Origin of the sequence: Oxalobacteraceae sp. CFBP 8761, from assembly GCA_014841595.1 — a bacterium.
Classification (GTDB): Bacteria; Pseudomonadota; Gammaproteobacteria; order Burkholderiales; family Burkholderiaceae_D; genus Telluria.
In genome coordinates this window covers 581219-602551 of sequence record JACYUE010000001.1, presented here as the reverse complement: position 1 = coordinate 602551, position 21333 = coordinate 581219, and the positions used below count along the sequence as shown (strand labels likewise).

The window sequence follows — 21333 nt, the reverse complement described above, 5'->3', positions numbered from 1 at the left end:
GCATTTTACCGCGCTCGGGCTTCGCGCGGAGGGGCTGGCGGGGTTGGCGGTTCCGGGGGGCGGGTCAGCGTGGCGTTCTCGCCAACGGCAGGCAGTGCCCCATAGCTGCGGCGCCCGCGCAGGAATGGCTCTTCGACGATATTGAAGCTGAGGGTGGCCAGCGCCCAGGTGACGGCATAGGCGCACGCGGCCATGAAAGCGGCGTTCAGCCAGCCGATACCGGTCGGGCGCATCAGGCCGACCGCCTCGGCCAGCACGTGCAGCACCGCCATGTGCAGCAGGTAGAACGAAAAACTGATCTTGCCGCCGTGACTGAAGATGCGCCCGAACCGACCCTGCACACCGGGCTTGAAGGCGACCCAGGCCAGGATCAGCAGCGCCCAGCCGGCGCTTTCGAGCATCGTCCAGATGATCCAGAACGACGCATGCGGCGCGGTCAGGAAGCTGGCATTGATGTGCATGAGCCGCGTATTCAAGACCACCAGCGCGGCGCTGGCAAGCACCAGGAAAGGCGCCCAGCGGCGCAACGTGGCTTCATGGCGCGCGTAGGTCATCGCCGCGATCATGCCGATGATGAACTGGTCGAAGCGCCCGACGAAGGTGCTGAAATACATCAGCGTGCTGTTGGTATTGACGGTGAATGCCGCTGCCTTGAAGAACAGCAGCAGCACCAGCCAGCCGGCCAGGTAGCGCACGCCCCGCTCCATCGCAAAACGCGCCAGAAATGGAAACACCAGGTAAAACAAAAATTCAAGGGAGATCGTCCAGGCTGCGCCGGTAATCACGGTCTGCGACGTGGGCGGCATGCCGAGGTTGGATGCGAAGAAGAACAGCAGGTCTTGCGGCTGGAACTTGTCGCGCGAAATCGACGTGGCCACCAGGAAGATCACCACGTACAGCGGCGCAATGCGCAGCACGCGGTTACGCAGGAACTCGCCATACCGGATCTGGCGCTGGCGCAGCGCGATCTGCATGAACAAAAAGCCCGACAGCGTGAAGAACAGGCCCACGCCCGTATGGCCTTCGATGATCAGGGAGGTCCACGGATTGACCAGGCCATTACCGCCGAGGCGGCGATATTCCAGGTGAAAGTGGAACAGGAACACGAGCGTCGCCGCCAGCCAGCGTAGCTGATCGATACGTGGGTTGTACTGGATGTTCAGTGACCGCATGGCATGCCCTGGCGCTTTTGCACAATGCAATATAGTAACTGACAAGGTGCCATCGCCGTTGCCTGTATCGACCGGCAATCGTCTTTTTGGGACTGGGTTCTAGACAGCCACGCCCAATGCCTGAAAAACGGGCAAACGCGTTGTGTCGAACGCATGCGCCTGGCTGCGCAGCATCTCGGTCTGGCGGGCATCGTCCAGCACTGGCTGACCATCCTTCATGATGCGCTGGCCTTGCGCCTGCAGCGCGGCAGTCGCGAAATCGGCCAGCGCTTCGATGCTGGCCGCACCAACGCTGCGCGCCAGCAGAAACAGCTGGTCGATGCGGCGCACCGGGAAGCCGCCGCCCGTCACCGGCGAGGCCAGGCAACCGACATCTTCGGCATAACGCGCCATGGCGCACAGGCGGGTATTGAGCAGCAGTGCGCCGGCCCTGGCCGCGGCGATGGCCTCGTCGGCCTGGGCTGGGTGCAGGTTGCCGGCGCCGGTCAGGAGCATGACTGCCTCGACGATCCGGGTCAGCGTGGCGCCGTGCGGGGCCAGCGTGACTTCGAGTTCGCCCAGACTGTGCGGCCGGTGGTCGGCCAGCGCGTCGAGGATCGGGCGATAGACGTCCTCGTGCAGGTTCGCTTCGCCCAGCGCGCCACTGACCTTGAGCTTGACCTTGGCGGCCGGCGTGGCCAGCACCACCCGCATGGCGCGCAGGCGCTCGGTGCGGTCGGCTGGCGCCAGCCGGCGCGCGCCGCGCACCCAGTAATCGCGCCGGAACAGGCGGTTGACGATGAAGTCGCACGCCGTTTCGCGAAAGCCCGCATCCGGGATCGCGGCCAGCAGGTCCTGCTGCTGCGCGGTCAGATTCAGCATCGGCACGTGGTCGATGAACTGGGCCGACGTGGCGTAGCTCAGCCGCGCCCCTTCCATCCAGGTGCGCATCTGCGCAAACGGCATCGGCTGCCAGTCGCGGTTGAAATATTCGTGCGCCAGATAGCGCCGGTCCTGGCTGCGCAGGCGCTTGAGGTGCTCGGCCACCTGGGGATTGACCTTGCCGTACAGCGCCCCGCTCGCGACCAGCCCGTCGACAAAGTCGAGCGCCGCGTCGATGCGCGCCGCAGGACCGATACCGGGCGGATTGAGGGCCGCGTCGAAGCCGGCCATCAGCTCGGTCAGCGGTCCGGTCGCGGCCCAGCCGGGCTGGGTGTTGTAGCTGACATAGACAACGCCGCCCACCTTGAGCTTGCGCTCGATGAAGCTGGCAATCACGCGGCGGTTGGCGTCCGACACCCAGCTCCAGATGCCGTGCAGCGCGATGAAATCGAACTGCGGCAGATCGGCGCGCTGGCAATAGGCCTCGAAGGCCTCATCGGACAGATTGGCTGCCAGCGGCAAGTCTTGCGCCAGCTCGCGCGCAAAACCGACCTGGGCCGGATTGAAGTCGGTGCCATGCCAGGCCGCGCCGGCCGCGACTGCATGGATATTGATGCTCATGCCCTGACCAAAGCCCAGCTCACAAGCGGTCTGGACATCCGGTGGGACGATGCCTGCCTCGAGCAGGGCCAGCCGGGCACGCAATGGGTTGAGTTCGGGATAGTAGCCGTAGGTATAGGCTAACTCGGTCATGTAGCCTTCGGACCAGTCGTGCATGGCGTTCCTGTCGGTGATGGGGCAATGCGAGGCACTCTAGCACGGCGTATCCGGGACGCATATGGCGACCTTGCGCGGCCACCCGGTANTCTGCTGTCAGCAGCGCGCCGATATTTCTGGCGCGCCGTGCGGCAATCAGCCGCGCTTGTTGCGACGGGTGAATGCCAGGCCAGCCAGTGCCAGACCCATCAGGGCAACGCTGCTTGGCTCAGGCACTTCAGACTCGAGTCCGGTGACGCGCAGATTATTCACGTTCACGCTCAGGCCTTTGTCCAGACCCAGGGTACGAACGCCGATCGTGTTGAACGACGCCAGGTTCGTGTTGCCGGTTGCCTTCAGGTCGGCGCCGGTCAGCGACGCCTTTTCGGCAGCCGTTGCATTGAGCCACATGTCGAAGCGGTTGTAGGTCGTCGAGCCAGCGGCCTTGTACAGGTTCGCGAAGATGTTGTAGGTGGTGCCTGCAACCAGGTTGCTGTTGTTCATGAACGGGCCGCTTTCGCCGCCCAGGCGTGCGAACAGGTCATTGGTGCAGCGGCCAGTGCCGCAGTTTGCCTTGAAGCCGACGTTCGGGCCTTTGTAGGCTTGACCCAGGTTATTCGAGTTGCCAAACCACAGAGCCAGGAAATCGTTGTTGTCGACCGTTGCGCCCGTGTAGGTGAAGTTGAAGTCGATCAGCACGCTGCCGCTCTGGGCTGCCGGCATCACATTGGTGTAGGCAGTGTTGCTGTCCGAGTTGAAGGTCAGCGTTGCAGGAATGGTAGCGGCCGAAGCGGCACCGGCAGTCAGCGAAAGGGCCAGCAGAGCGATATTACGGATCATTGTTGTTTTCCTAGTTGATCAAAGTTTGTACAGCGCAGCCCTCCTATAAGCAAACTTGATGCCAGGCAGTTACCTACCATACAAATCAATGACTTATTTGATATTCATCAATGCTATGAAGCAATAGTGTAAATCTATTCGACAAGCATATGGCAGGCTCCTGACGGTTGGCGCGGCTGACTGACTTATAATATCGGCCTGTCCGTTCACCGCTTTTTCTTCTTTATCGCCATGTCTTCCGCTCAACAGTACGTCAACATCGCCGCCTACAAATTTGTCACGCTCGACGATCTGGAAACCTTGCGCCCGCAATACCAGGCGCTGTGCAATGAGCTTGCCCTGAAGGGCACGGTGCTGCTCACGCCGGAAGGCATCAACATGTTCTTGTCGGGTACGCGCGAGCACATCGACGCGTACCTGGACTGGGTGCGCAGCGATGCCCGCCTGGCCGACCTGACATGGAAAGAAAGCCTGTCGACCGAACAGTCGCACAAGCGCATGCTGGTCAAGATCAAGAAAGAGATCATCACGATGCGCATGCCGCTCATCAAGCCCGAACTGGGCCGGGCGCCGGCGGTCGATCCCGTCACGCTCAAGCGCTGGCTCGACCAGGGCCACGATGACGACGGCGTCGAGGTTGTGATGATGGAAACGCGCAATGCCTTCGAAGTCGACGTCGGCACGTTCGAAAACACGCTCGACTACCGCATCGACAAGTTCACCGAGTTCCCCGAGGTCGCGGCGCAGCACCGCGATGCACTGGCTGGCAAGACGGTCGTGACCTTCTGCACCGGCGGCATCCGCTGCGAAAAAGCGGCAATCCACATGAAAGAAATCGGCTACGAGCGCGTGTACCAGCTGGAGGGCGGCATCCTGAAGTACTTCGAGGACGTCGGCGGCGCGCACTACACGGGCGACTGCTTCGTGTTCGACTACCGCACCGCGCTCAATCCGAAGCTCGAGCCGACCGAAACCGTGCAGTGCTTCGCCTGCCGCGCCGTGGTGACGCCGCGCCAGCAACTTGCGCCGAGTTATGTGTATGGCGTGTCATGCCCGCACTGCATCGGCAGCAGCAACGCTGGCCAGGCTGCAGCCGGCGAGGCAGCAGCCGGCGAGGCAGCAGCCGGCGAGGCCGCGGCCTGATTCAAGCCAGCGGCACCACGCCGACCAGGCCCACATCCTCGATGGCGGTGCCGTCGGCGCCCACGATGCGCGCGATCCACGCATCGACCACGACCGGGTCGGCCGCGTCGAGCGCGCTTTTGGCATCCTTGACGGTGGCGAGAAATTCCATGGCCAGCGCCAATCCCGCATCGCGGCCGTAGGCTGCTACTTCGTTCGGCGTATCGAGGCGCAGCGTGAAGACGGTGGCCACAGCCGCCTTGCCGTTGAACACGATTGCATCGGCGCCAACCGCCGCTTCTGAAATTTCCCTGACCGCGTCGTCGATCGCGATGACGCCACGGTCGATCAGGTCAGCCCAATAGGTGATACCGACGGCTTCGGCGTCGCGCCCGAACAGGTGGTCGTAGATTTTGGTGACCACGGTGCGGCTGTCCATGTGGCTGTAGTTGTCGCGGTATTCCTTTGACTCGGCAAAGGAGCGCGAAATATCATCGGGTGTCACCACATTCCCGGCCAGTGTATCCATCCAGTAATCGAGCCCGACAGGATCGGCCGGGCGGCCAAAGTAGGCGACGTAGAGTTGCTGGACTTCGAGTGCATTGACGGCCATGGAAGCGTTCCTCGATTGGTAATAAATTGATATTAATCCAATCGAGGCAAGTGCAGTGCAAATCCGTCCGGCAGGATCAGCGGAAGAACGCCGCGATTTCGCGAATCGATTCCGGCTCGAGCGTGCCGGCGGCAGAGCGCAGGCGCATCAGGCCGACGAGGTAGGAATACCGGGCCTGGGCCAGGTCGCGCTGGCTGGTGAACAACTGCTGCTGTGCATTGAGCAGGTCGAGGTTGATGCGCACGCCACCCTTGATGCTCTGCTGGGTGGCGGTCATCAGGAGCTTGCCCGAATCGACGGCCTTGACCAGCGCATCGATCTTGCGCCCGCTGCTGAGCACGAGGTCGTGCGCGCGGCGCAGCTCAATCAGGATCTCGTTGCTGCGTGCATCGAGCTCGGCCTGGGCGCGGCCCAGATTGGCTGCGGCCTGGCGCGTGGTGGCATTGACCGAACCACCTGAATAGATCGGGAAGTTGACCTGGAAGCCCACCGCGCGGTTGGTCGATTCGGTGCCACGAAGATTCAGCGTTTCACTGTCGTTCTTGCTGTAGGCAGCCACCAGATCCACGCGTGGCAGGTGCCCGGCGCGGTTGCGGTTGATGTCCAGGCGCGCGTTTTCCACGCCCAGGCGCGTGGCGGCCAGCGTGTTGTTGCGCGCCAGCGCCAGGCTGCGCCATTCTTCGAAACTGCCCACATTGAGCGTGACCGGACGGAAGTTCTCGGCCAGCTGGTCGAGCGAGCCGGGGTCGGTGCCGATCACGCCGGCCAGCGTGTTGCGCACGGCGACCACATTGTCCTGCGCCTCGACCAGCTGGGCCTCGGCCAGGTCGAGCCGGGCCTGGATTTCGAGCATGTCGGTGCGGGTGCCCTCGCCCAGCTGAAACAGGCGGGTGTTTACTTTTTGATGCTCGACGTAGGCATCGCGCTGCACACGCGCCAGCGCCAGCTGGTCTTCGGCAAACAGTGCGTCCATATAGGCGCTGACGACGCGCACCGAGACTTCATCCAGGCCTGCTTCGTAGGCTTGTTCGGCCTGCTCGCTTTGCACCTTGCCCTGGCGGTAGCGCTGGATGCCATCCATATTGAACAACGGCTGGCGCAGCTGCACGACCGACGAGCGGCTCAGGTAACGCGGGTGGCTCAGGCTCTGGACGTTCGGAACGTTGGTAGGCTGCAGCAGGTCCGTGATGTTGCGGTTGAACGAATGGCTGGCCGAAATCTGCGGCAGCAACTGCGCGCGGCCGAGAATGCGGTTTTCCTTGCCGCTCTCGTTCTCGAAGTAGCGCATGCGAAACACCGGATCGTTCTTGAGCGCGGCCTGGTAGGCCTGCTCGAGCGTGATCGCGCCGGCGCTGCCCGCAGCAGCGGCCAGCAGCGCGCCGGCCACCAGGGTGCGCAGGCGGGAGGTACGAATGGACGTCATCGCTTACTCCTCGCTCAGGGCCGTGTGGGCACGGTCCATGATCGGCTTGAACAGGTAGCTCATCATCGTGCGCTCACCCGTCTTGACGAACAGTTCGACCGGCATGCCGGAACGGATATCCATATTGTTCGCGATGATTTTCTTTTCACCGGCCGGTGCCACCTTGACGTGCACCTTGTAATACGGGACACCGGTTTTTTCATCGACGGCGCTGTCGGCCGAAATATGGGTCAGCTCACCGTCGATGTGCGGGGTCTTGTTGGTGTTGAAAGCCGAGAAGATGAGCTCGACCGGCAAGCCTGCATGAACCTTGTCGACCAGATTGGTCGGCAGACGGCCGTCAATGATCAACGGTGCGTTGCTCGGGACGATGTCCATCATCTTGAAGCCAGACGGTACGACGCCGCCGTTGGTAAACACGGCCAGGCCGACCACGGTGCCGTCGGCAGGCGAGCGCACCGCGACGTTGGTCAGCTCGAAGCGCTGGGCCATCAGGCGGGCATGCTGCCCTTCGGCTTCGCGTTGCTGGTCGTTGAGCTGGCTGCGCACTTCCTTCTGGTATTCCTGCAGGCGCTGCGCGCGGCGCATGGTCAGTTCGACCACCTGGCGCTGCGAGCGGCCGATATTGCCGATGTCTTCCGAAATGGCGCCGCCGAGCTGGGCATAGGTACGCTCCAGATCAAGCAGGCGGTTGCGGGCGACGTAGCCTTCCTTGGCCAGGTCGCGCATGCCGCCGAGCTGCTCTTTCAGGAAACCGACCTGCTCCTTCTTGCTGTCGCGCGATTCCTGCAGACCGGTGATCTGCATCTTGAGGCCTTCGATACTGGCGTCGACACCCGACAATTCGTTTTGCAGCGCACCCTGGCGCGACATCAGCAATTGTTCTTGCGAGCTCATCAGCTCACTGATGCGCGGTTCGCTGCGGCGTGATTCCAGGTCGGCGGGCCACTTGATCGTGCGGGAACCATCGCGCTCGGCCAGCAGGCGCGAAACGCTCGCCAGAGCCGACAGGTATTGCGCTTCAGTGGCTTGCACTGCGGACTGGGCCACGATTGGATTCATGCGCACCAGCACCTGGCCCTTCTTGACAACATCGCCATCGCGCACCAGCAATTCCTGAACGGTACCGCCGCTCAGGTGCTGCACGGCCTGGCGATTCGATTCGCTGGCCACGGTGCCGGACAATGGCACGCCCTTGTCGAGCGGCGCCAGCAGGGCCCACAGCATGAAGCCGCCAAAGCCGAGCAGGACGACCAGCCAGCCGATGCGGGCAAATGCGCGCGCATCCGTCTTTACTTCGAGCGGGGTCACGTCATGGGTAATGACGTCCGCTGCATCTTTCTTAAGCAACTTCATCAGTTAGTTTCTCCAGGTGCTGGCGCTGCAGTCGCAACGGGGGCAGCAGGCGCTGCAGGGGCTGCCGGGGCAGCGGGTGCGGTTGGGGCTTGCGGTGGCGTGGCGGCGGCATCGGGGGCGAGGCGCTCGGGCACGGCATAGCGCGACCGGTGAGTTTTCTCGGCAGCCGGCTTCGCGCCACCCTGCTGTGCAACGCGCTGTTGGGCCGCTTCGACGGCTTTCTGGCTCGCTTCCTGCATCGCCGTCATTACCTGCTGGGTCGGGCCAAAGGCCTGAACCATGCCATCTTTCATGACCAGCAGTTTGGTGGTCACGCCCAGGATGCTTGGACGGTGCGTGATCAACACGATGGTCTTGCCGCGCTTGCGCAGTTCGAGCACGGCGGTGACGAGTGCCTGTTCGCCGACTTCATCGAGGTTCGAGTTCGGTTCGTCGAGCACGATCAGGGCCGGATCGTCGTACATGGCGCGTGCCAGGCCCAGGCGCTGCTTCTGGCCGCCGGACAGGCCGCCACCCGCGTCGCCCAGCGGCGTGTCGTAACCCTTCGGCAAGCGCAGAATCATCTCGTGCACACCGGCGCGCTGGGCGGCGGTGACGACTTTCTCGGCATCGACTTCGCCAAAACGGGCGATATTTTCGCTGACGGTACCGCTGAATAGTTCGATGTCCTGTGGCAAGTAGCCGATGTTCGGGCCCAGCTCCGCCTTGTTCCACTGATAGATGTCGGCGCCGTCGAGACGGACCTTGCCCATCATCGCCGGCCATACGCCCACCAGCAGGCGCGCCAGCGTCGACTTGCCCGAGCCGCTCGGGCCGATCACGCCCAGCACGTCGCCAGCCACGATGCCAAAGCTCAGATTGCGCACGATCGGCGTGGTGACGCCCGGTGGTGCTGCCGTGATGGCTTCGACCGTCAGCTTGCCTTCCGGTTTCGGCAGCGCCATGCCGGCAGCACGTGCCGGGTTGGTTTCCAGCAGCTTGGTCAGGCGCTCATGCGCGCTGCGGGTGCTGCTCCAGCTCTTCCAGACGCCAATCACTTGCTGCACCGGCGACAGCGTGCGGCCGACCAGAATCGATGCGGCAATCATCATGCCGGGGGTAATCTTGTTTTCCAGGACCAGCAGTGCGCCAAAGCCGAGCACGAGCGATTGCAACGCGGTCTGGACGAACTTGGTGATGGCGCCAATGGTGCCCGCCTTCTGGCTGGCATCGGCCTGCAGCGACAGGAACTTGCCATGGGTCTTGAACCAGCGGCCCATCAGGTTCGGCAGCATGCCCATCGATTCGATGACTTCGGCATTGCGCAGATTGTTGGTGGCCATCGCACTGGCAGCCACGGCCATCGAGTTCGCCTCGGACAGTGGCGCGCGCGTGACGCGTTCGTTGACGACGGCCAGGACGATCAGAATGATCGTGCCGCCCAGCGCAAACCAGCCAAGTGCCGGCTCGAACAGGAAGATGACGAACAAATAGATCGGGAACCATGGCGCATCGAAGAAGGCGAACAACGCATTGCCAGTCAAGAACTGGCGCAGGCTGGTCAGGTCGCTCAGCGCCTGGCCGGCATTGCCGCCGCTCTGCTTGAGGTTTTGCTCGAACGCAGCGGTGTAAATGCGCTTGTTGAGCATCATGTCGAACTTGGCGCCAACACGCACCAGCACGAACGAGCGCACGACCTCGAGGCAGCCAATGAACAGGAACGCGCCCAGCATCAGCAAGGTGAGCATCAGCAGCGTGATCTCATTGCGGCTGGCCAGCACCCGGTCGTACACCTGCAGCATGTACAGGGACGGCGTGAGCATCAGGACATTGATGATCGCGCTGAACACCCCGATGGTAATGAAGGTGCTCTTGAACGCGAGCAATGCGCGTTCGATTTCGTTATTAGCGTTTAGCAGTTTTTTCATGGACGATGGTCTGAAGGCAGAATCGGGCCAGGGCTGGTTGACCCTGCATGTTGCCGGAATACAAGCAACCACTTAGCGCGTTCATTATGCCGTATAACCTTCAAAATTTGTGACAGAGATCACAAATTATGAGCTTTCTGACTACATTCAGTCGCATCGCGTCCACAACAGACTCACACAAGACAGGCGTAAAAAAACCCGCCACCTTGCGGTGGCGGGTTTTGGCGTTACCAAGCCCGCCGAAGCGGGCTGGATAATTAGGCGCCTGCCTTCAGCGAGATGATGCCGTCGGTCAGTTGCAGGTCGGTTGCGTCGACACCGATCAGGGTGATGACGGTGACGTCGCCGCTAGCCGAGCCGAAGGCTTTGTCTTCGACGTGGACTTCGGTACGGGTACCGTTCTGGATGAAGAAGACTTCCAGGGCGGTGTCAACGCCGGTGCTCAGGGCGCCGGTGTTCACGGTGTAGCCGTTGCCGATGACCAGAGCGTCCGAACCCGAGCGGCCGAAGGCGCTGATGGTAACAGCAGCTTCATCGCCCAGCAGGAAGATGTCCGAACCCGAGGTTGCAGCTGCCGAAGCATTGTCCAGGGTCACTGGGGTAGCGTAGCCAGCGGTGGTGAATGCAGCGTCAGCATCGACGATTGCTTTGTTCAGAGCAGCCAGCTCGGTCTTCAGAGCGCGCGCTTCGGTCAGGTCAGCAATCGCATCAGCCAGTTCGGTGATGTTGGTGTTGGCAGCGGTGATTGCGGTGTAAGCAGCGGTGACAGCAGCGACTTCATCTGCATTGGCACCACCCAGGACTGGGTCAGCGTTTGCGTCGGCCAGGTCGTCAGCAGCGAAGACAGCATCAGCATCAGCGGTGAAGTCAGCAGCCAGTGCGTCACGCAGAGCGGTCACGCCTGGGTACTTGGCTTCGGTCGCGCCGGGTGCCAGGACGAAGTTACCAGCAGCGTTGATCGAAATCAGGTTGACGTCGGTACCAGCGTTGTCGAACATCACAACCACGGTCGAGCCGGTTGCAGGTGCGGTGATGGTTGGAGCGAATTCCAGGGTACCAACGCGCGCTTCCAGTGCAGCAGAAGCAACGTTCAGTTCAACCTGGGTCTCTTCAGCCAGTTCGATTGCAGCTGCGTTAGCAGCAACTGCAGCGCGCTGGTTAGCGATTGCAGCGCTCAGGCCGGTGATGGCAGCAGCGTTAGCATTGGCGGTGGTCAGTGCGGTGTTGGCATCGGCCAGTGCTTTGGTGTTGGCAGTGCGCTGATCAGCGATCAGAGCAGCTTGCACCGAGCTGGTTGCACCGGTGTAGGTGCCGGTGACTTCAGCGTCAACTGCAGCGATTGCGTTGGTTTCAGCAGTCGTGATTGCGGTCGAAGCAGCAGCTGCGGATGCGAACGAGTTGTCTTCCAGGAAAGTAGCCAGGTTGTCATCAGCAGCTTCGACAGCAGCCAGGCCGCCAGCCAGCGTGAATGGGGTGCCGGCTTTGACGACAGCAGCAACTTGTGCGGTCAGATTAGCTGGGGTGATTGCGGTCGTCAGGGTTGCGTCGGTGGTGACCGACTTGATGAACGCTTTAGCCAGGGTCAGTGCCGAGTTACCAGCGTAGCCTGCGTTTTCAGCGGCGGTGTCCAGCTGAGCGGTGAAGGCGGTCGAAGCAGCGACCTTGTTTTCGACGGCTTCTGCGTCGGTGGTCAGTGCTGCTTTTGCAACTTCAGCAACGATGGTGTCGACCTTGATGGTGCCGTTGGTCAGCAGGTTTGCCCAGTAGGTGCGGCCAGCTGCATCAGCGTCGCGACCGAACAGGTTTTGATAGATGTTGTTGACGATCTGGGTGTTGGTCTGACCGAAGTAGGTCACGATGTATTCTGGCGATGCGGCGAAAGCGGCCGACACTGCAGCGGTTGCGCCGGCGTTGGCTTCAACGACGTTGGTCCAGTAGTCCAGGCCTGCGGTGTCAGCAGGACGACCGAAGTAAGCGACGTACATTTGTTGAACTGCTGCAACGTGGGTGGTGACGATAGCCATGTGTAACTCCAAAAAAAATGAGATCGATCGATCGAATGTTGATTCTTTATTGCAAGAGCCGAGGACACTCTTGAAGTCCAACGAGCCGCATCATGACAGATACGTCGGCATGACTCGTGTGACGGCCATCACAGTAATGACCAAGTTTTCCTAAAAAATGACAATTTCCAGACAAAGTTGCGGGATCAAACCGATTCTCTCCGGAGATTCTCTTCAATTATCACAGGGTACACTCAGAATCTTGTACTTTGATAATCATTCTCGTCGTTACATCTTGAAACAAAAACCAGGTTAAATATACTCAGCCATTAATTCCCATTACATAAAAAAACCCGGAATCCCGGGTTTTTTTATTATCGGATAGACAAAGGTCAACGCCAGGTCGCACCGCCATTGACGGTGCGGCGATCATCGATGCGCCCGTCGAAGATCGTTGCCGCAGTCGACGACGAACCCCGTTCATTGGTCAGCAGTCCCTGAATGTTCAAATACCCCTGACGCCCGGCAGCATCACCTCGCAGGCGACCGTCGCTGCTGACCGTGCCGTCACCACGCAGCTTGACGATATCGCTGCGCGTGGTCAGATCCATATTGGTGTTGAAACTGCGTTTCGCGAAATCGACGTTCAGCGCACCATTCGACAAGGTCGCTGGCGCGGTCACGATAATGCCGTTGCCATATTCGGTCATGACATATGCCTCACTGCTGCGCAGGCTGAATCCGACGCTGCCGTTATTTGGCGCGACATACTCTTTACCTGGCGTACGGAACAGTGCGAAATAACCATTGAGCGCAATCCGTTCATTCTTTGCATCTTGTGCGGCAAAGTCGAACGGCGCCGCATCGCCGTTCACCGGTTGCCAGCGTCCCCAGATGGCAAAGCGCTCGGCCGGGTTCGGCACACCGACCGGCGGCAGCGGCGACACCGGCGTCTCGGGTACCGGCGTTGGCGCAGGCCCTGGCGTGACCGGGGTTTCAGGCACCGGGACCACCACGACCGGCGTTTCCACGTCAGGCAGGTCGACCGGCGGGTTCGCCGGCTCGGCAGGCCCAGGATTGACGACCTTGTCGATGGCGGTGTTCAGGCCGATGTTCTTGGCTACCTCGACATTGACCTTTGGCTGGTCGGCATCCTTCTTGGTCAGGGGTTCATCGGGACGCGGCGGGGCGGCCTGGTCCGGGCTCTGGCCGCCCGCTTCAAGCACCTGCGGCGCAGCCTGGCCACGCGTGACCTGCACGAGTTGCCCGCGCTGGGCCGCGCTCAGTTCACGGCTGGCACCGCCTTCGCACGGCCCTGCCCCGTCTGGCCGGCAACTGCCCACGAAGCCGCTCACGACGACGCCGCCCGAAAACACGGAGACGCGCGACGTGTCGTTGTCGGTCGTGACCGTGAAATCGGTGCCGCGCACGCCGATGGCCGCCACGGGCGTATTGAAGCGGAAGTTCTGGCGCGCCTGCTTGACGGCCTCGCCCGACTTGCTGCGCGCGGTACCACTGAGCAGCTCGAACTTGACGCGGGTGTTGGCGGGGTTCTGCTTGTCGATCTGGTACGTGACGATGCGGGCCCGGGTCTGTGGGCGCAGGATGAAGAGGCCATTGTCGGCTGTCTTCACATACATATAACCATCGGCGCCCGTGGACAGCATCTGCCCTTCTTCGACGCGCGCGCCTTCGACGGCCGCGCGCTCGCCGGCCGAGGCTGCGCCGGTTACGAAAATGATCTTGCCCGCCTCGGCGGCATGGGCAAACTGCGCGGCGCATGCAAGCGTGGCGGTAATGAATAATTTGTGCAAGATAGACCCCTTTCCTTCCCACTGTACCGCGTCGCCTTGACGCGCTGCTGTGACGGTTATCACATTCTATCGTAAAGGAACCGTGCCGATATGGGCATTTCAGTGTGCGATATTTCCAAATAAACAATGCAATCGGGCAATGCGACCAGTTATACTGCGTCACTACACTTCACCAACCAATTCTTTGACAAGAGCGCAGCGCGTGGCTGAACCGAGAACGCAAGCACGTACCCGTGGCCGCTGGATCATCGCTGCGCTGGCTTTGATGGTCACTCTCTGGACACAGTGGAGCACCACGGCGGGCGTGTCGCCATCTGACAACAGGTGGTCGCGGATTGGCCTCAACCAGGTGGCCTTCCTGCCCAATGAATGGCTGCGCGATGCGTTTCTGCGCCTGCAGGTCAGCACTGCGCCCGAAGCGCGCATCCTGGTCGTCGATATCGATGAAGCCTCGCTGCGCGAACTCGGTCCATGGCCCTGGCCGCGCGAGCGCCTGGCGCACCTTGTAGAAATCCTGCTCACCCGCTACGCCGCGCGCGGCGTCGCCCTCGACATCCTGCTGCCGGCCGCGAGCGGTACCGATGGCGACATGCGCCTGGCCCTGCTCGCCGCGCACGGTCCGCTGGTGCCGGCCCAGGCCTTCGATTTCGACTTTGCCGGCAACCGGCCGCAGCCGGTGCTCGACGGCCACCTGGGCGGCGCGATCGCCGGCCAGGCCGGCGGCGTGCCGGCCACCGGCTTCATCGGCAACTACCCGGGGCTGGCGCGGGCGCCGCATGTCGGCGCGATCGGTTTCATCCCCGATGCCGATGGCGCCCTGCGCCATGTGCCGCTGGTGACGCGCTTTGGCGGCAAGGCGTATCCGGCGCTTGGACTGGCCCTGGTCAACTGCTGCACCGGGCAGCCGGCGCTGGCCGTCGACAACGCCGGCCTGATGCGCATTCCCTATACACGGGACTGGCGCGCCTATACGGTGGTCAGTGCCGGCGACATCCTGGCCCAGCGCATTGCCCCCGAGGGCGCCAGCGAGCGCCTGGTGCTGATCGGCTCATCGTCGCTGGGCATGGGTGACCGGGTTTCGACGCCGCTCGCCGCCAACCGCCCGGGGCTCGGTGTACAAGCCACCATCCTGTCGGCCCTGCTTGACCGCCAGGAAGGCAAGCAACCGGCGCCGTGGCCGGGGCGCCTGATCGCCTGCCTGTTTGCGCTGGCGTCGTGCGTCGCCTGCACGCTCGCCTTCCCGCGCCTGTCGGCCGCCAATTGCGTATTGCTGCTGGGCGCCAGTTCGGCCTTGTGGCTGGGACTGGCTTACATCGTGGCGCCGCACGACCCGGTGTTCGCGCCAGTGGGGCCGCTGGGCACCAATCTGTTCCTGCTGGCGGTGGCGGTGCCCTACGGCTGGCAGCAGGCCCAGCGCCGCTCGCGCCACCTGCTGCAGACGCTGCGGCAATACGTGGCGCCAGCCGTTGTCGAGCAATTGCTGCGCAGCGAAGAAGAAGACCCGCTGCGCCCGCGCCGCTGCGACGTGACTACGCTCGTGGCCGACATGGAAGGGTACACGAGCCAGGTCGAGACGCTGCCGGTGGAAGCAGCGGCCACGCTCACGCGCGACTTCCTCGATTGCCTGACCGGCCCCGTGATCGATCACCAGGGCACGCTCGACAAATACACGGGCGACGGGATGATGGCGTTCTGGGGCGCACCGTTGCCGCAGGCCGAGCATGCCGACCTGGCGCTCGATGCGGCGCGCGCGATCCAGGTGCGCGTCGACGAACTCAGCGCAAGCCGGGTGCGTCAGGGTTACCAACCGCTGCGGGTGCGGATCGGGATCGAAAGCGGCGCCGCGATGGCGGGCGACTTTGGCACGATGTTTCGCAGCATCTATACTGCGGTCGGCGACGGCGTCAATACGGCCGCCCGCCTGGAGCAGGTCGCGCGTGATTTCACGCACAATGTCATTATCGGTCCGGGAACGGTCGAGCGCAGTGAGCGCCACCGTTTCCTCGCCCTGGGCGAGCGCCTGCTGCGCGGCAAAGAAAGAGCTACCCCTTTGTATACATTCGAACCCAGTCTGCAAGCCAGCAGCGCCGCGCCGGAGCAGGCATCGTGAACCAGACCCTCATCGTGCGCGCGATAGCGGGCCTCTGCCTGGCACTGGCCTGCAACGGTGCGCTCGCGCAATCGGGCAGCCCGTCGCCTGGCGCCAGCCCTGAAGACGCTGCCCTGCCCCGTCCATCCGGGCATACGGCGGAAGAACTACTGTATCAGGAAGCCCTGCAGTCGCTGGCCGAAGGCCGCAAGAGCGATGCGTCGGAGCAGATGACACGCCTGATCGGCATCGTGCCGCAGCACGCCGGCGCCTGGCTCGACCTGGCGCTGATCCAGTGCAGCCTGGGCCAGGGCGATGAAGCCGAGCGCCTGTTCGCCAATGTCGAAACCCGCTTCAATCCGCGCCGTGAAATCCTCGAACTGATCGCCGAGGCGCGCGACACCGGCTGCGTGCGCTGGACGCCGGCGAGCACTGCCGCCATCAGCGTCAGCCGCGGCGTCGACGATAACGTGAACCAGGGCGCAAGCAATTCGACGTTCATCGTCGAAGGTCCGGACGGTACGGTCGAACTGCCACTGCTGGCCGATTTTTTGCCCAAGCATGACGGCTACACGCAAGTGAGCGCCGACTACCTGCGTGACATCACGGCCAACGGCACACTCGGTTTTCTGCAATTCCAGGGCCGGCGCTACGACAGCCTGCACGACTACGACACCACGGCACTGTTCGGCGGCGTCGAATCGCCGTGGCGGCTGGGTACATGGCTGGTACGCGGCACCGCCTCGCTCGGACTCACGGGCATGGGCGGCCATCTGTACCAGCGCCAGGGCCAGGCCCAGGTGCGCGTGACGCCACCCGTGCCGCTGCCGCCACGCACCCAGTTGCACCTGATCGGCGCGGCCACTCGCACCGACTACGCCACTCTGAGCGCGTTCGACGCCAACCTGATCGAGGCACGCGCGCTGCTGAGCCACTACACGGGTGACCTCAGCGCCACCCTGACTGCGGGCGTACAGTCCGACCGCGCGCTGGCCGATCGCCCCGGCGGCAACCGGCATGGCGCCTATGTCAGCCTGAACCTGCGCCGCCCGCTCGGCTGGAGCACGACCGGCGAACTGGCCTATACCCGCCAGAGCTGGGACAGCGCCAGTCCCTATTCGCCCGAGCTCCTGATCGACCAGGTACGCGCCCAGCGCACGCAGGTGCTGCGCGCCTCGCTGACGTACCAGATCGGCAAGCAGCAGCGTATCGTTCTGGAGGCCCGCGCAGTGCGCAACCGCGAGAACATCTCGATCTTTCAGTACAATAATCGCCAACTGCAGTTGAGCTGGCAATGGCATACGCCATAGGCGGTACAATCGCGGTCCTGATTTGTAGAGGACCCTCTGGTGAGACTGGAAGCGATTTTGTTGGTCTGCGCGTCGCTCGGACTGTTGGCCGGGTGTCTGGTGCCCAACCGCTGGCTGCCGCCTCTGCCGAACGATAAACTGATGCATTTTGGCGCCTTCGCGCTGTTGACCGTGCTGGCCCTGCGCATTGCGCAGGACGGTGTCGAGGCAGCATGGTGGATGGCTGGCCTGCTGGTGTTCGGCTGGTTGATCGAATGCCTGCAAGCCCTGGTGCCGGATCGCCGCTTCTGCTGGCGCGATCTGGCTGCCAATGCGGCCGGCATCGGCTGCGCCGCCCTGGCCGTCTTCGTGGCCGGGCATTTTTGACGAGACCGACACATCCATGAGTACCAGCGCCAAGCTTTCCCTGAAATCCGCCGCTGCCGCCGCTGCCGCGCCTGCGCAAGAAGCGGCCGTTGGCGCTGCGCCGCAACTCCAGGAACACCAGGTCCAGGTCCACCTGCGCAAGATTCCGCTGTTTTCCGAGCTGAGTGACGAAGACATCGCGCGCGTCAAGAGCGAGATGCGTTACCGCCATTTCCCGAAACGCACGGTGGTCCTGCACAAGGGCGGCGTCGCCGATGCACTGCTGTTCCTGCTTTCGGGCCAGTTGCAAGTGGTCGACGTGACCGAAGACGGGCGCGCGGTCGGCCTGCGCATGCTGGCGGCCGGTGACTTCTTTGGCGAGATCGCCCTGATCAACGGCTCGACCCGCTCGGCGTCGGTGGTGGCCATGACCGAGGTGCTGGTCGCGTTCTTGCCAGCCTCGACCGCGATGCACCTGTTCTCGCACTCGCCGTCGGTGGCGCACAAGATGCTCGGCCACCTGGCCCAGAAGATCCAGCGCGATTCCGAATTCCGCGCGCTTCTCAGCATCAACAACACGACGCGCCGCATCTACACCTATATCGCGCTGATGCCGCAGACCGAGGACAAGGAAGGCCAGCGTGTGGTCGAGAACCTGCCAACGCACCAGGACATCGCCAACATGATCAACACCAGCCGCGAAACGGTCACCCGCGCCCTGCTGGTGCTGGCGCAGCAGGGGGTCGTGCTCAAGGACGCGCACCGCCTGGTGATCCTCGATCCGGACGCACTGCAGCGGCTGGCACAAGGTTCATCCTGAATCCTGTACAGACGCGCCCTCCCGCTTCGTGACGATCACCTCGGCAGGCACCGCGGGTACTCCCGGCGAAAACTGCTAGCGTATTCCTTTCAGCGCCCTGTCGCTGATATTGACGACATTCGTGTTTTTGATGACAGGTGCCCACTTGATCAGGTCACGCTGGTCGATCTTCGGACCAGGCGGGCACAGAATGTCGCAGCAACCGCTTGAACACGGCGGATCCTTGGGCGTTGGATCCTTGGGCGTTGGATCCTTGGGAGGTTTGGGCTCTCTTGGTTCGGGAATATTGGGCGTGTCAGGAACGCCGGGGTCTTCGGGTGTATCTCCGACAACAATCGTGGGCCGGAATTTCAGTTGTTTGACAGGCTGAAAATTTGTGGCCCTGCCGATAACGAGACCGTCGACCACGATGACAGTATTGCCGGACGGTGCGTAATAGATTGTCGTTTTCTCAGCCGCCTGAGCTTGCATGCAAAGTGGCAGCAAGAAACCCGCGCCAATCAGACTTTTTCGTAATGTCATAAGGTACTCCTCGTTGGTGAATTACTGCAGAAAGTGCATGTAATCGAGTCAGACCTGACAAAACCGGAAAGATTTTTATGCTGATCCAATGGTTTAACAGAGATCAAATAGCGGTGGCTGACAAGTGCCTTGGCGAAGCAAACCACCTGCCACAGTCGATGACACGTCGTTACAATTGAACAATTTGTAGGCAGGACCGTGCGGTATAATTCCGCTCTTATTGCAGCCTGCATTACTATGACGACAACACTTCCGCCCTCTTGCGAGGCGCTTCCGAACACCCTCATTCCATGATCCTGCCCCTGATGCTGCGCGGCCTGTGGGCCTATCGCGGTTTCGTCCTGGGCAGCGTGCAACGCGAATTCCAGTCGAAATACGCCAATGCGATCCTGGGCGCCGTCTGGTCGCTGCTCAGTCCGCTTGCGATGATCCTGGTGTACACCGTGATCTTCGCCGAGGTCATGCGCACCAAGATGCCGGGTTCGGATTCGACCTTCGCCTATTCCATCTACCTGTGCGCCGGCATCCTGACCTGGGGCCTGTTCGCCGAGATGGTCGGGCGCGGGCAGACGATGTTCCTGGAACAATCCAATCTGCTGAAAAAAGTCAGTTTCCCGCGCATCTGCCTGCCCGTGATCGTCACGCTCAATGCGCTGGTCAACTTCGGCATCATCTTTGGGCTGTTCGTCGTGTTCCTGATCGTCACCGGCAATTTCCCGGGCGCGGTGTTCGTGACCCTGCTGCCGGTGCTGGTGCTGCAGGTGATGCTGGCGCTGGGCATCGGCATGGTAGTCGGCATCCTGAACGTGTTTTTCCGCGACGTCGGCCAGTTCATGACGATCACGCTGCAGTTCTGGTTCTGGCTCACGCCGATCGTCTATCCGGCCAGCATCCTGCCCGAGCACGTGCGCCCGATCCTCGACTGGAATCCGATGGCCCCGATCATCGCGACCTGGCAGGGCGTGCTGGTCAAGGGCACGCCGCCGGACTGGGGCAGTCTGGTCTATCCGCTGGTTGTCGCACTGCTGCTGTGCACGCTCGGTCTGCGCATGTTCCGCAAGCGCGCCGGCGAAATCGTGGATGAACTGTAATGGGATCGATCGTCGCCAGTGGCCTGGGCAAGGCCTACAAACAATATAACAACCGCTGGGCGCGCCTGGCCGACTGGACCCTGCCGGGCCAGCGCCACACGCTCAAGTGGGTGCTCGAAGACATCGGCTTCACGATCAGGCCGGGCGAAGCCGTCGGCCTGATCGGTGTGAACGGCGCCGGCAAGAGCACGCTGCTCAAGCTCATCACGGGCACGACGCAGCCGACCACCGGTGCGGTGACCCTGGAAGGGCGCGTCGCCGCCCTGCTCGAACTGGGGCTGGGCTTTCATCCCGACTTCACCGGGCGCCAGAATGCGCTGATGGCTGGCCAGATGATCGGTCTGGACGCCGAGCGCGTCGAAGCGCTGATGCCCGAGATCCTGGCCTTTGCCGACATCGGCGAGTACATCGACCAGCCGGTGCGCGTGTACTCGAGCGGCATGCAGGTGCGCCTCGCGTTTGCCGTGGCCACCTGCGTGCGGCCCGACATCCTGATCGTCGACGAAGCCCTCGCCGTGGGCGACGTGTTCTTCCAGCAAAAGTGCTATGCCCGCATCGAAGGCTTCATCAAGGCCGGCACCACGCTGCTGTTCGTGTCGCACAGCGCCGGCACGGTACTGAATATCTGCAATCGCTGCATTTTCCTGCGCGGCGGCAAGGTCGCCTTCGATGGCTCGCCGGCCGATGCGCTCGATCTGTACCAGGCCGAATTGCTGGGCCGGCTCGACCAGGCGCCGGATGCGATCCAGATTCAGGGTGACGCGGCGCCGCTGGCCCCGATCGAGCGTGAGCACCTGACGGTCGTCGGCGGCAAGACCGGCAGCATCACCACGCCCGGCGCCGATTGCGTCGGCGTGCGCCTGCTCGACCGCCATGGCGCCGAGCGCGCCACGCTGATGGCCGACGAAATGGTCACGCTGCAGGTCGACTACCTGCTGCACGAAGACGTCGCCGATCCGCACATCGGCTTCAAGATCCGCAACCGCTACGGCGCCACGCTGTTCGAGACCAACAGCTACTGCATGCGCCACGCGCCCGGCCCGACCGCGCGCGGCGCGATCATCAGCGCCAGCTTCGCCCTGAACCTGTCGCTGTTCCCGGACGAGTACACGCTCACCGTCGGCCTGGGTGCCGGCGGCCATGGCGAAGGCGCATTCGAAAAAGTGCTGAACTACCTGCACGAGGCGCACAGCTTCGTGGTCGCGCCGAATCCGTCAGCGATCGTCTGGGGCGGCCTGGTCAACCTGCATCCGCAGCTCAAGTTCAGCATCCGCTGACCCGATTGGATA

16 protein-coding genes and 1 pseudogene are annotated in these 21333 nt (G+C 62.6%); 7 read left to right on the top strand and 10 right to left on the bottom strand.

Features of this window, described 5'->3' with window-relative positions; translation table 11 throughout:
* Positions 1-5 precede the first annotated feature (5 nt).
* The 3 genes from IFU00_02760 to IFU00_02750 all read right to left on the bottom strand — a co-directional run bounded on the left by IFU00_02760 (position 6) and on the right by IFU00_02750 (position 3629).
* The gene (locus IFU00_02760) at positions 6-1172 is read right to left on the bottom strand and encodes an acyltransferase (protein MBD8541200.1); all 1167 of its coding nucleotides are present in this window, start codon (positions 1170-1172) and stop codon (positions 6-8) included.
* A gap of 99 nt (positions 1173-1271) precedes the next feature.
* On the bottom strand, positions 1272-2810 hold the full coding sequence (locus IFU00_02755) for a class I SAM-dependent methyltransferase (protein ID MBD8541199.1): 1539 nt from the start codon (positions 2808-2810) through the stop codon (positions 1272-1274).
* A gap of 135 nt (positions 2811-2945) precedes the next feature.
* Complete coding sequence (locus IFU00_02750) at positions 2946-3629, bottom strand: PEP-CTERM sorting domain-containing protein (protein ID MBD8541198.1); 684 nt, start codon at positions 3627-3629, stop codon at positions 2946-2948.
* Positions 3630-3860: 231 nt separating this feature from the next.
* Between IFU00_02750 and IFU00_02745 the strand changes: the two are divergent.
* Positions 3861-4700, top strand: a pseudogene (locus tag IFU00_02745) (sulfurtransferase).
* A 73-nt stretch (positions 4701-4773) separates the two neighbouring features.
* Here IFU00_02745 and IFU00_02740 read toward each other — a convergent pair.
* From IFU00_02740 to IFU00_02715, 6 genes are all read right to left on the bottom strand, one after another.
* On the bottom strand, positions 4774-5364 hold the full coding sequence (locus tag IFU00_02740; GenBank protein ID MBD8541197.1) for a DUF4214 domain-containing protein: 591 nt from the start codon (positions 5362-5364) through the stop codon (positions 4774-4776).
* Positions 5365-5440: 76 nt separating this feature from the next.
* On the bottom strand, positions 5441-6787 hold the full coding sequence (locus IFU00_02735) for a TolC family outer membrane protein (protein MBD8541196.1): 1347 nt from the start codon (positions 6785-6787) through the stop codon (positions 5441-5443).
* Between the two features lie 3 nt (positions 6788-6790).
* Entirely contained in the window at positions 6791-8143 is a 1353-nt protein-coding gene (locus tag IFU00_02730; GenBank protein MBD8541195.1) for an HlyD family type I secretion periplasmic adaptor subunit, read from the bottom strand.
* A complete protein-coding gene (locus IFU00_02725) occupies positions 8143-10050 on the bottom strand; it encodes a type I secretion system permease/ATPase (protein MBD8541194.1) in 1908 nt (635 codons plus the stop codon). Before IFU00_02725 ends, IFU00_02730 begins: the two co-directional genes overlap by 1 nt.
* 257 nt (positions 10051-10307) lie before the next feature.
* Positions 10308-12074: a DUF4214 domain-containing protein gene (locus IFU00_02720; GenBank protein ID MBD8541193.1), complete on the bottom strand. Its 1767-nt coding sequence runs from the start codon at positions 12072-12074 to the stop codon at positions 10308-10310.
* A gap of 371 nt (positions 12075-12445) precedes the next feature.
* The gene (locus tag IFU00_02715) at positions 12446-13867 is read right to left on the bottom strand and encodes a FecR domain-containing protein (GenBank protein ID MBD8541192.1); all 1422 of its coding nucleotides are present in this window, start codon (positions 13865-13867) and stop codon (positions 12446-12448) included.
* 265 nt (positions 13868-14132) lie between these two features.
* On the opposite strand from IFU00_02715, the gene IFU00_02710 reads away from it, so the two are divergent.
* The 4 genes from IFU00_02710 to IFU00_02695 are packed head-to-tail and all read left to right on the top strand — an operon-like array spanning position 14133 to position 18431.
* The gene (locus tag IFU00_02710; GenBank protein MBD8541191.1) at positions 14133-15977 is read left to right on the top strand and encodes an adenylate/guanylate cyclase domain-containing protein; all 1845 of its coding nucleotides are present in this window, start codon (positions 14133-14135) and stop codon (positions 15975-15977) included.
* Between the two features lie 11 nt (positions 15978-15988).
* A complete protein-coding gene (locus IFU00_02705) occupies positions 15989-17266 on the top strand; it encodes a tetratricopeptide repeat protein (protein ID MBD8541190.1) in 1278 nt (425 codons plus the stop codon).
* A gap of 39 nt (positions 17267-17305) precedes the next feature.
* Entirely contained in the window at positions 17306-17632 is a 327-nt protein-coding gene (locus tag IFU00_02700) for a hypothetical protein (GenBank protein ID MBD8541189.1), read from the top strand.
* 16 nt (positions 17633-17648) lie between these two features.
* Positions 17649-18431 (top strand): Crp/Fnr family transcriptional regulator, encoded by a 783-nt coding sequence (locus IFU00_02695; protein ID MBD8541188.1) that lies wholly within the window; start codon positions 17649-17651, stop codon positions 18429-18431.
* 75 nt (positions 18432-18506) lie between these two features.
* Here the strand turns inward: IFU00_02695 and IFU00_02690 are convergent, their stop codons facing one another.
* Positions 18507-18953: a hypothetical protein gene (locus IFU00_02690; GenBank protein ID MBD8541187.1), complete on the bottom strand. Its 447-nt coding sequence runs from the start codon at positions 18951-18953 to the stop codon at positions 18507-18509.
* Positions 18954-19258: 305 nt separating this feature from the next.
* Between IFU00_02690 and IFU00_02685 the strand changes: the two genes are divergently transcribed.
* Positions 19259-20044 (top strand): ABC transporter permease, encoded by a 786-nt coding sequence (locus tag IFU00_02685; GenBank protein ID MBD8541186.1) that lies wholly within the window; start codon positions 19259-19261, stop codon positions 20042-20044.
* On the top strand, positions 20044-21321 hold the full coding sequence (locus tag IFU00_02680) for an ABC transporter ATP-binding protein (protein ID MBD8541185.1): 1278 nt from the start codon (positions 20044-20046) through the stop codon (positions 21319-21321). Before IFU00_02685 ends, IFU00_02680 begins: the two co-directional genes overlap by 1 nt.
* The last annotated feature ends 12 nt before the right edge of the window (positions 21322-21333 follow it).

Excerpts from the sequence above, each read along its gene's own strand:
- IFU00_02760 (MBD8541200.1), bottom strand. The coding sequence starts at position 1,172 with ATGCGGTCACTGAACATCCAGTACAACCCACGTATCGATCAGCTACGC.
- IFU00_02755 (MBD8541199.1), bottom strand. The coding sequence starts at position 2,810 with ATGCACGACTGGTCCGAAGGCTACATGACCGAGTTAGCCTATACCTAC.
- IFU00_02750 (MBD8541198.1), bottom strand. The coding sequence starts at position 3,629 with ATGATCCGTAATATCGCTCTGCTGGCCCTTTCGCTGACTGCCGGTGCC.
- IFU00_02740 (MBD8541197.1), bottom strand. The coding sequence starts at position 5,364 with ATGGCCGTCAATGCACTCGAAGTCCAGCAACTCTACGTCGCCTACTTT.
- IFU00_02735 (MBD8541196.1), bottom strand. The coding sequence starts at position 6,787 with ATGACGTCCATTCGTACCTCCCGCCTGCGCACCCTGGTGGCCGGCGCG.
- IFU00_02730 (MBD8541195.1), bottom strand. The coding sequence starts at position 8,143 with ATGAAGTTGCTTAAGAAAGATGCAGCGGACGTCATTACCCATGACGTG.
- IFU00_02725 (MBD8541194.1), bottom strand. The coding sequence starts at position 10,050 with ATGAAAAAACTGCTAAACGCTAATAACGAAATCGAACGCGCATTGCTC.
- IFU00_02720 (MBD8541193.1), bottom strand. The coding sequence starts at position 12,074 with ATGGCTATCGTCACCACCCACGTTGCAGCAGTTCAACAAATGTACGTC.
- IFU00_02710 (MBD8541191.1), top strand. The coding sequence starts at position 14,133 with ATGGTCACTCTCTGGACACAGTGGAGCACCACGGCGGGCGTGTCGCCA.
- IFU00_02695 (MBD8541188.1), top strand. The coding sequence starts at position 17,649 with ATGAGTACCAGCGCCAAGCTTTCCCTGAAATCCGCCGCTGCCGCCGCT.
- IFU00_02690 (MBD8541187.1), bottom strand. The coding sequence starts at position 18,953 with ATGACATTACGAAAAAGTCTGATTGGCGCGGGTTTCTTGCTGCCACTT.
- IFU00_02685 (MBD8541186.1), top strand. The coding sequence starts at position 19,259 with ATGCTGCGCGGCCTGTGGGCCTATCGCGGTTTCGTCCTGGGCAGCGTG.
- IFU00_02680 (MBD8541185.1), top strand. The coding sequence starts at position 20,044 with ATGGGATCGATCGTCGCCAGTGGCCTGGGCAAGGCCTACAAACAATAT.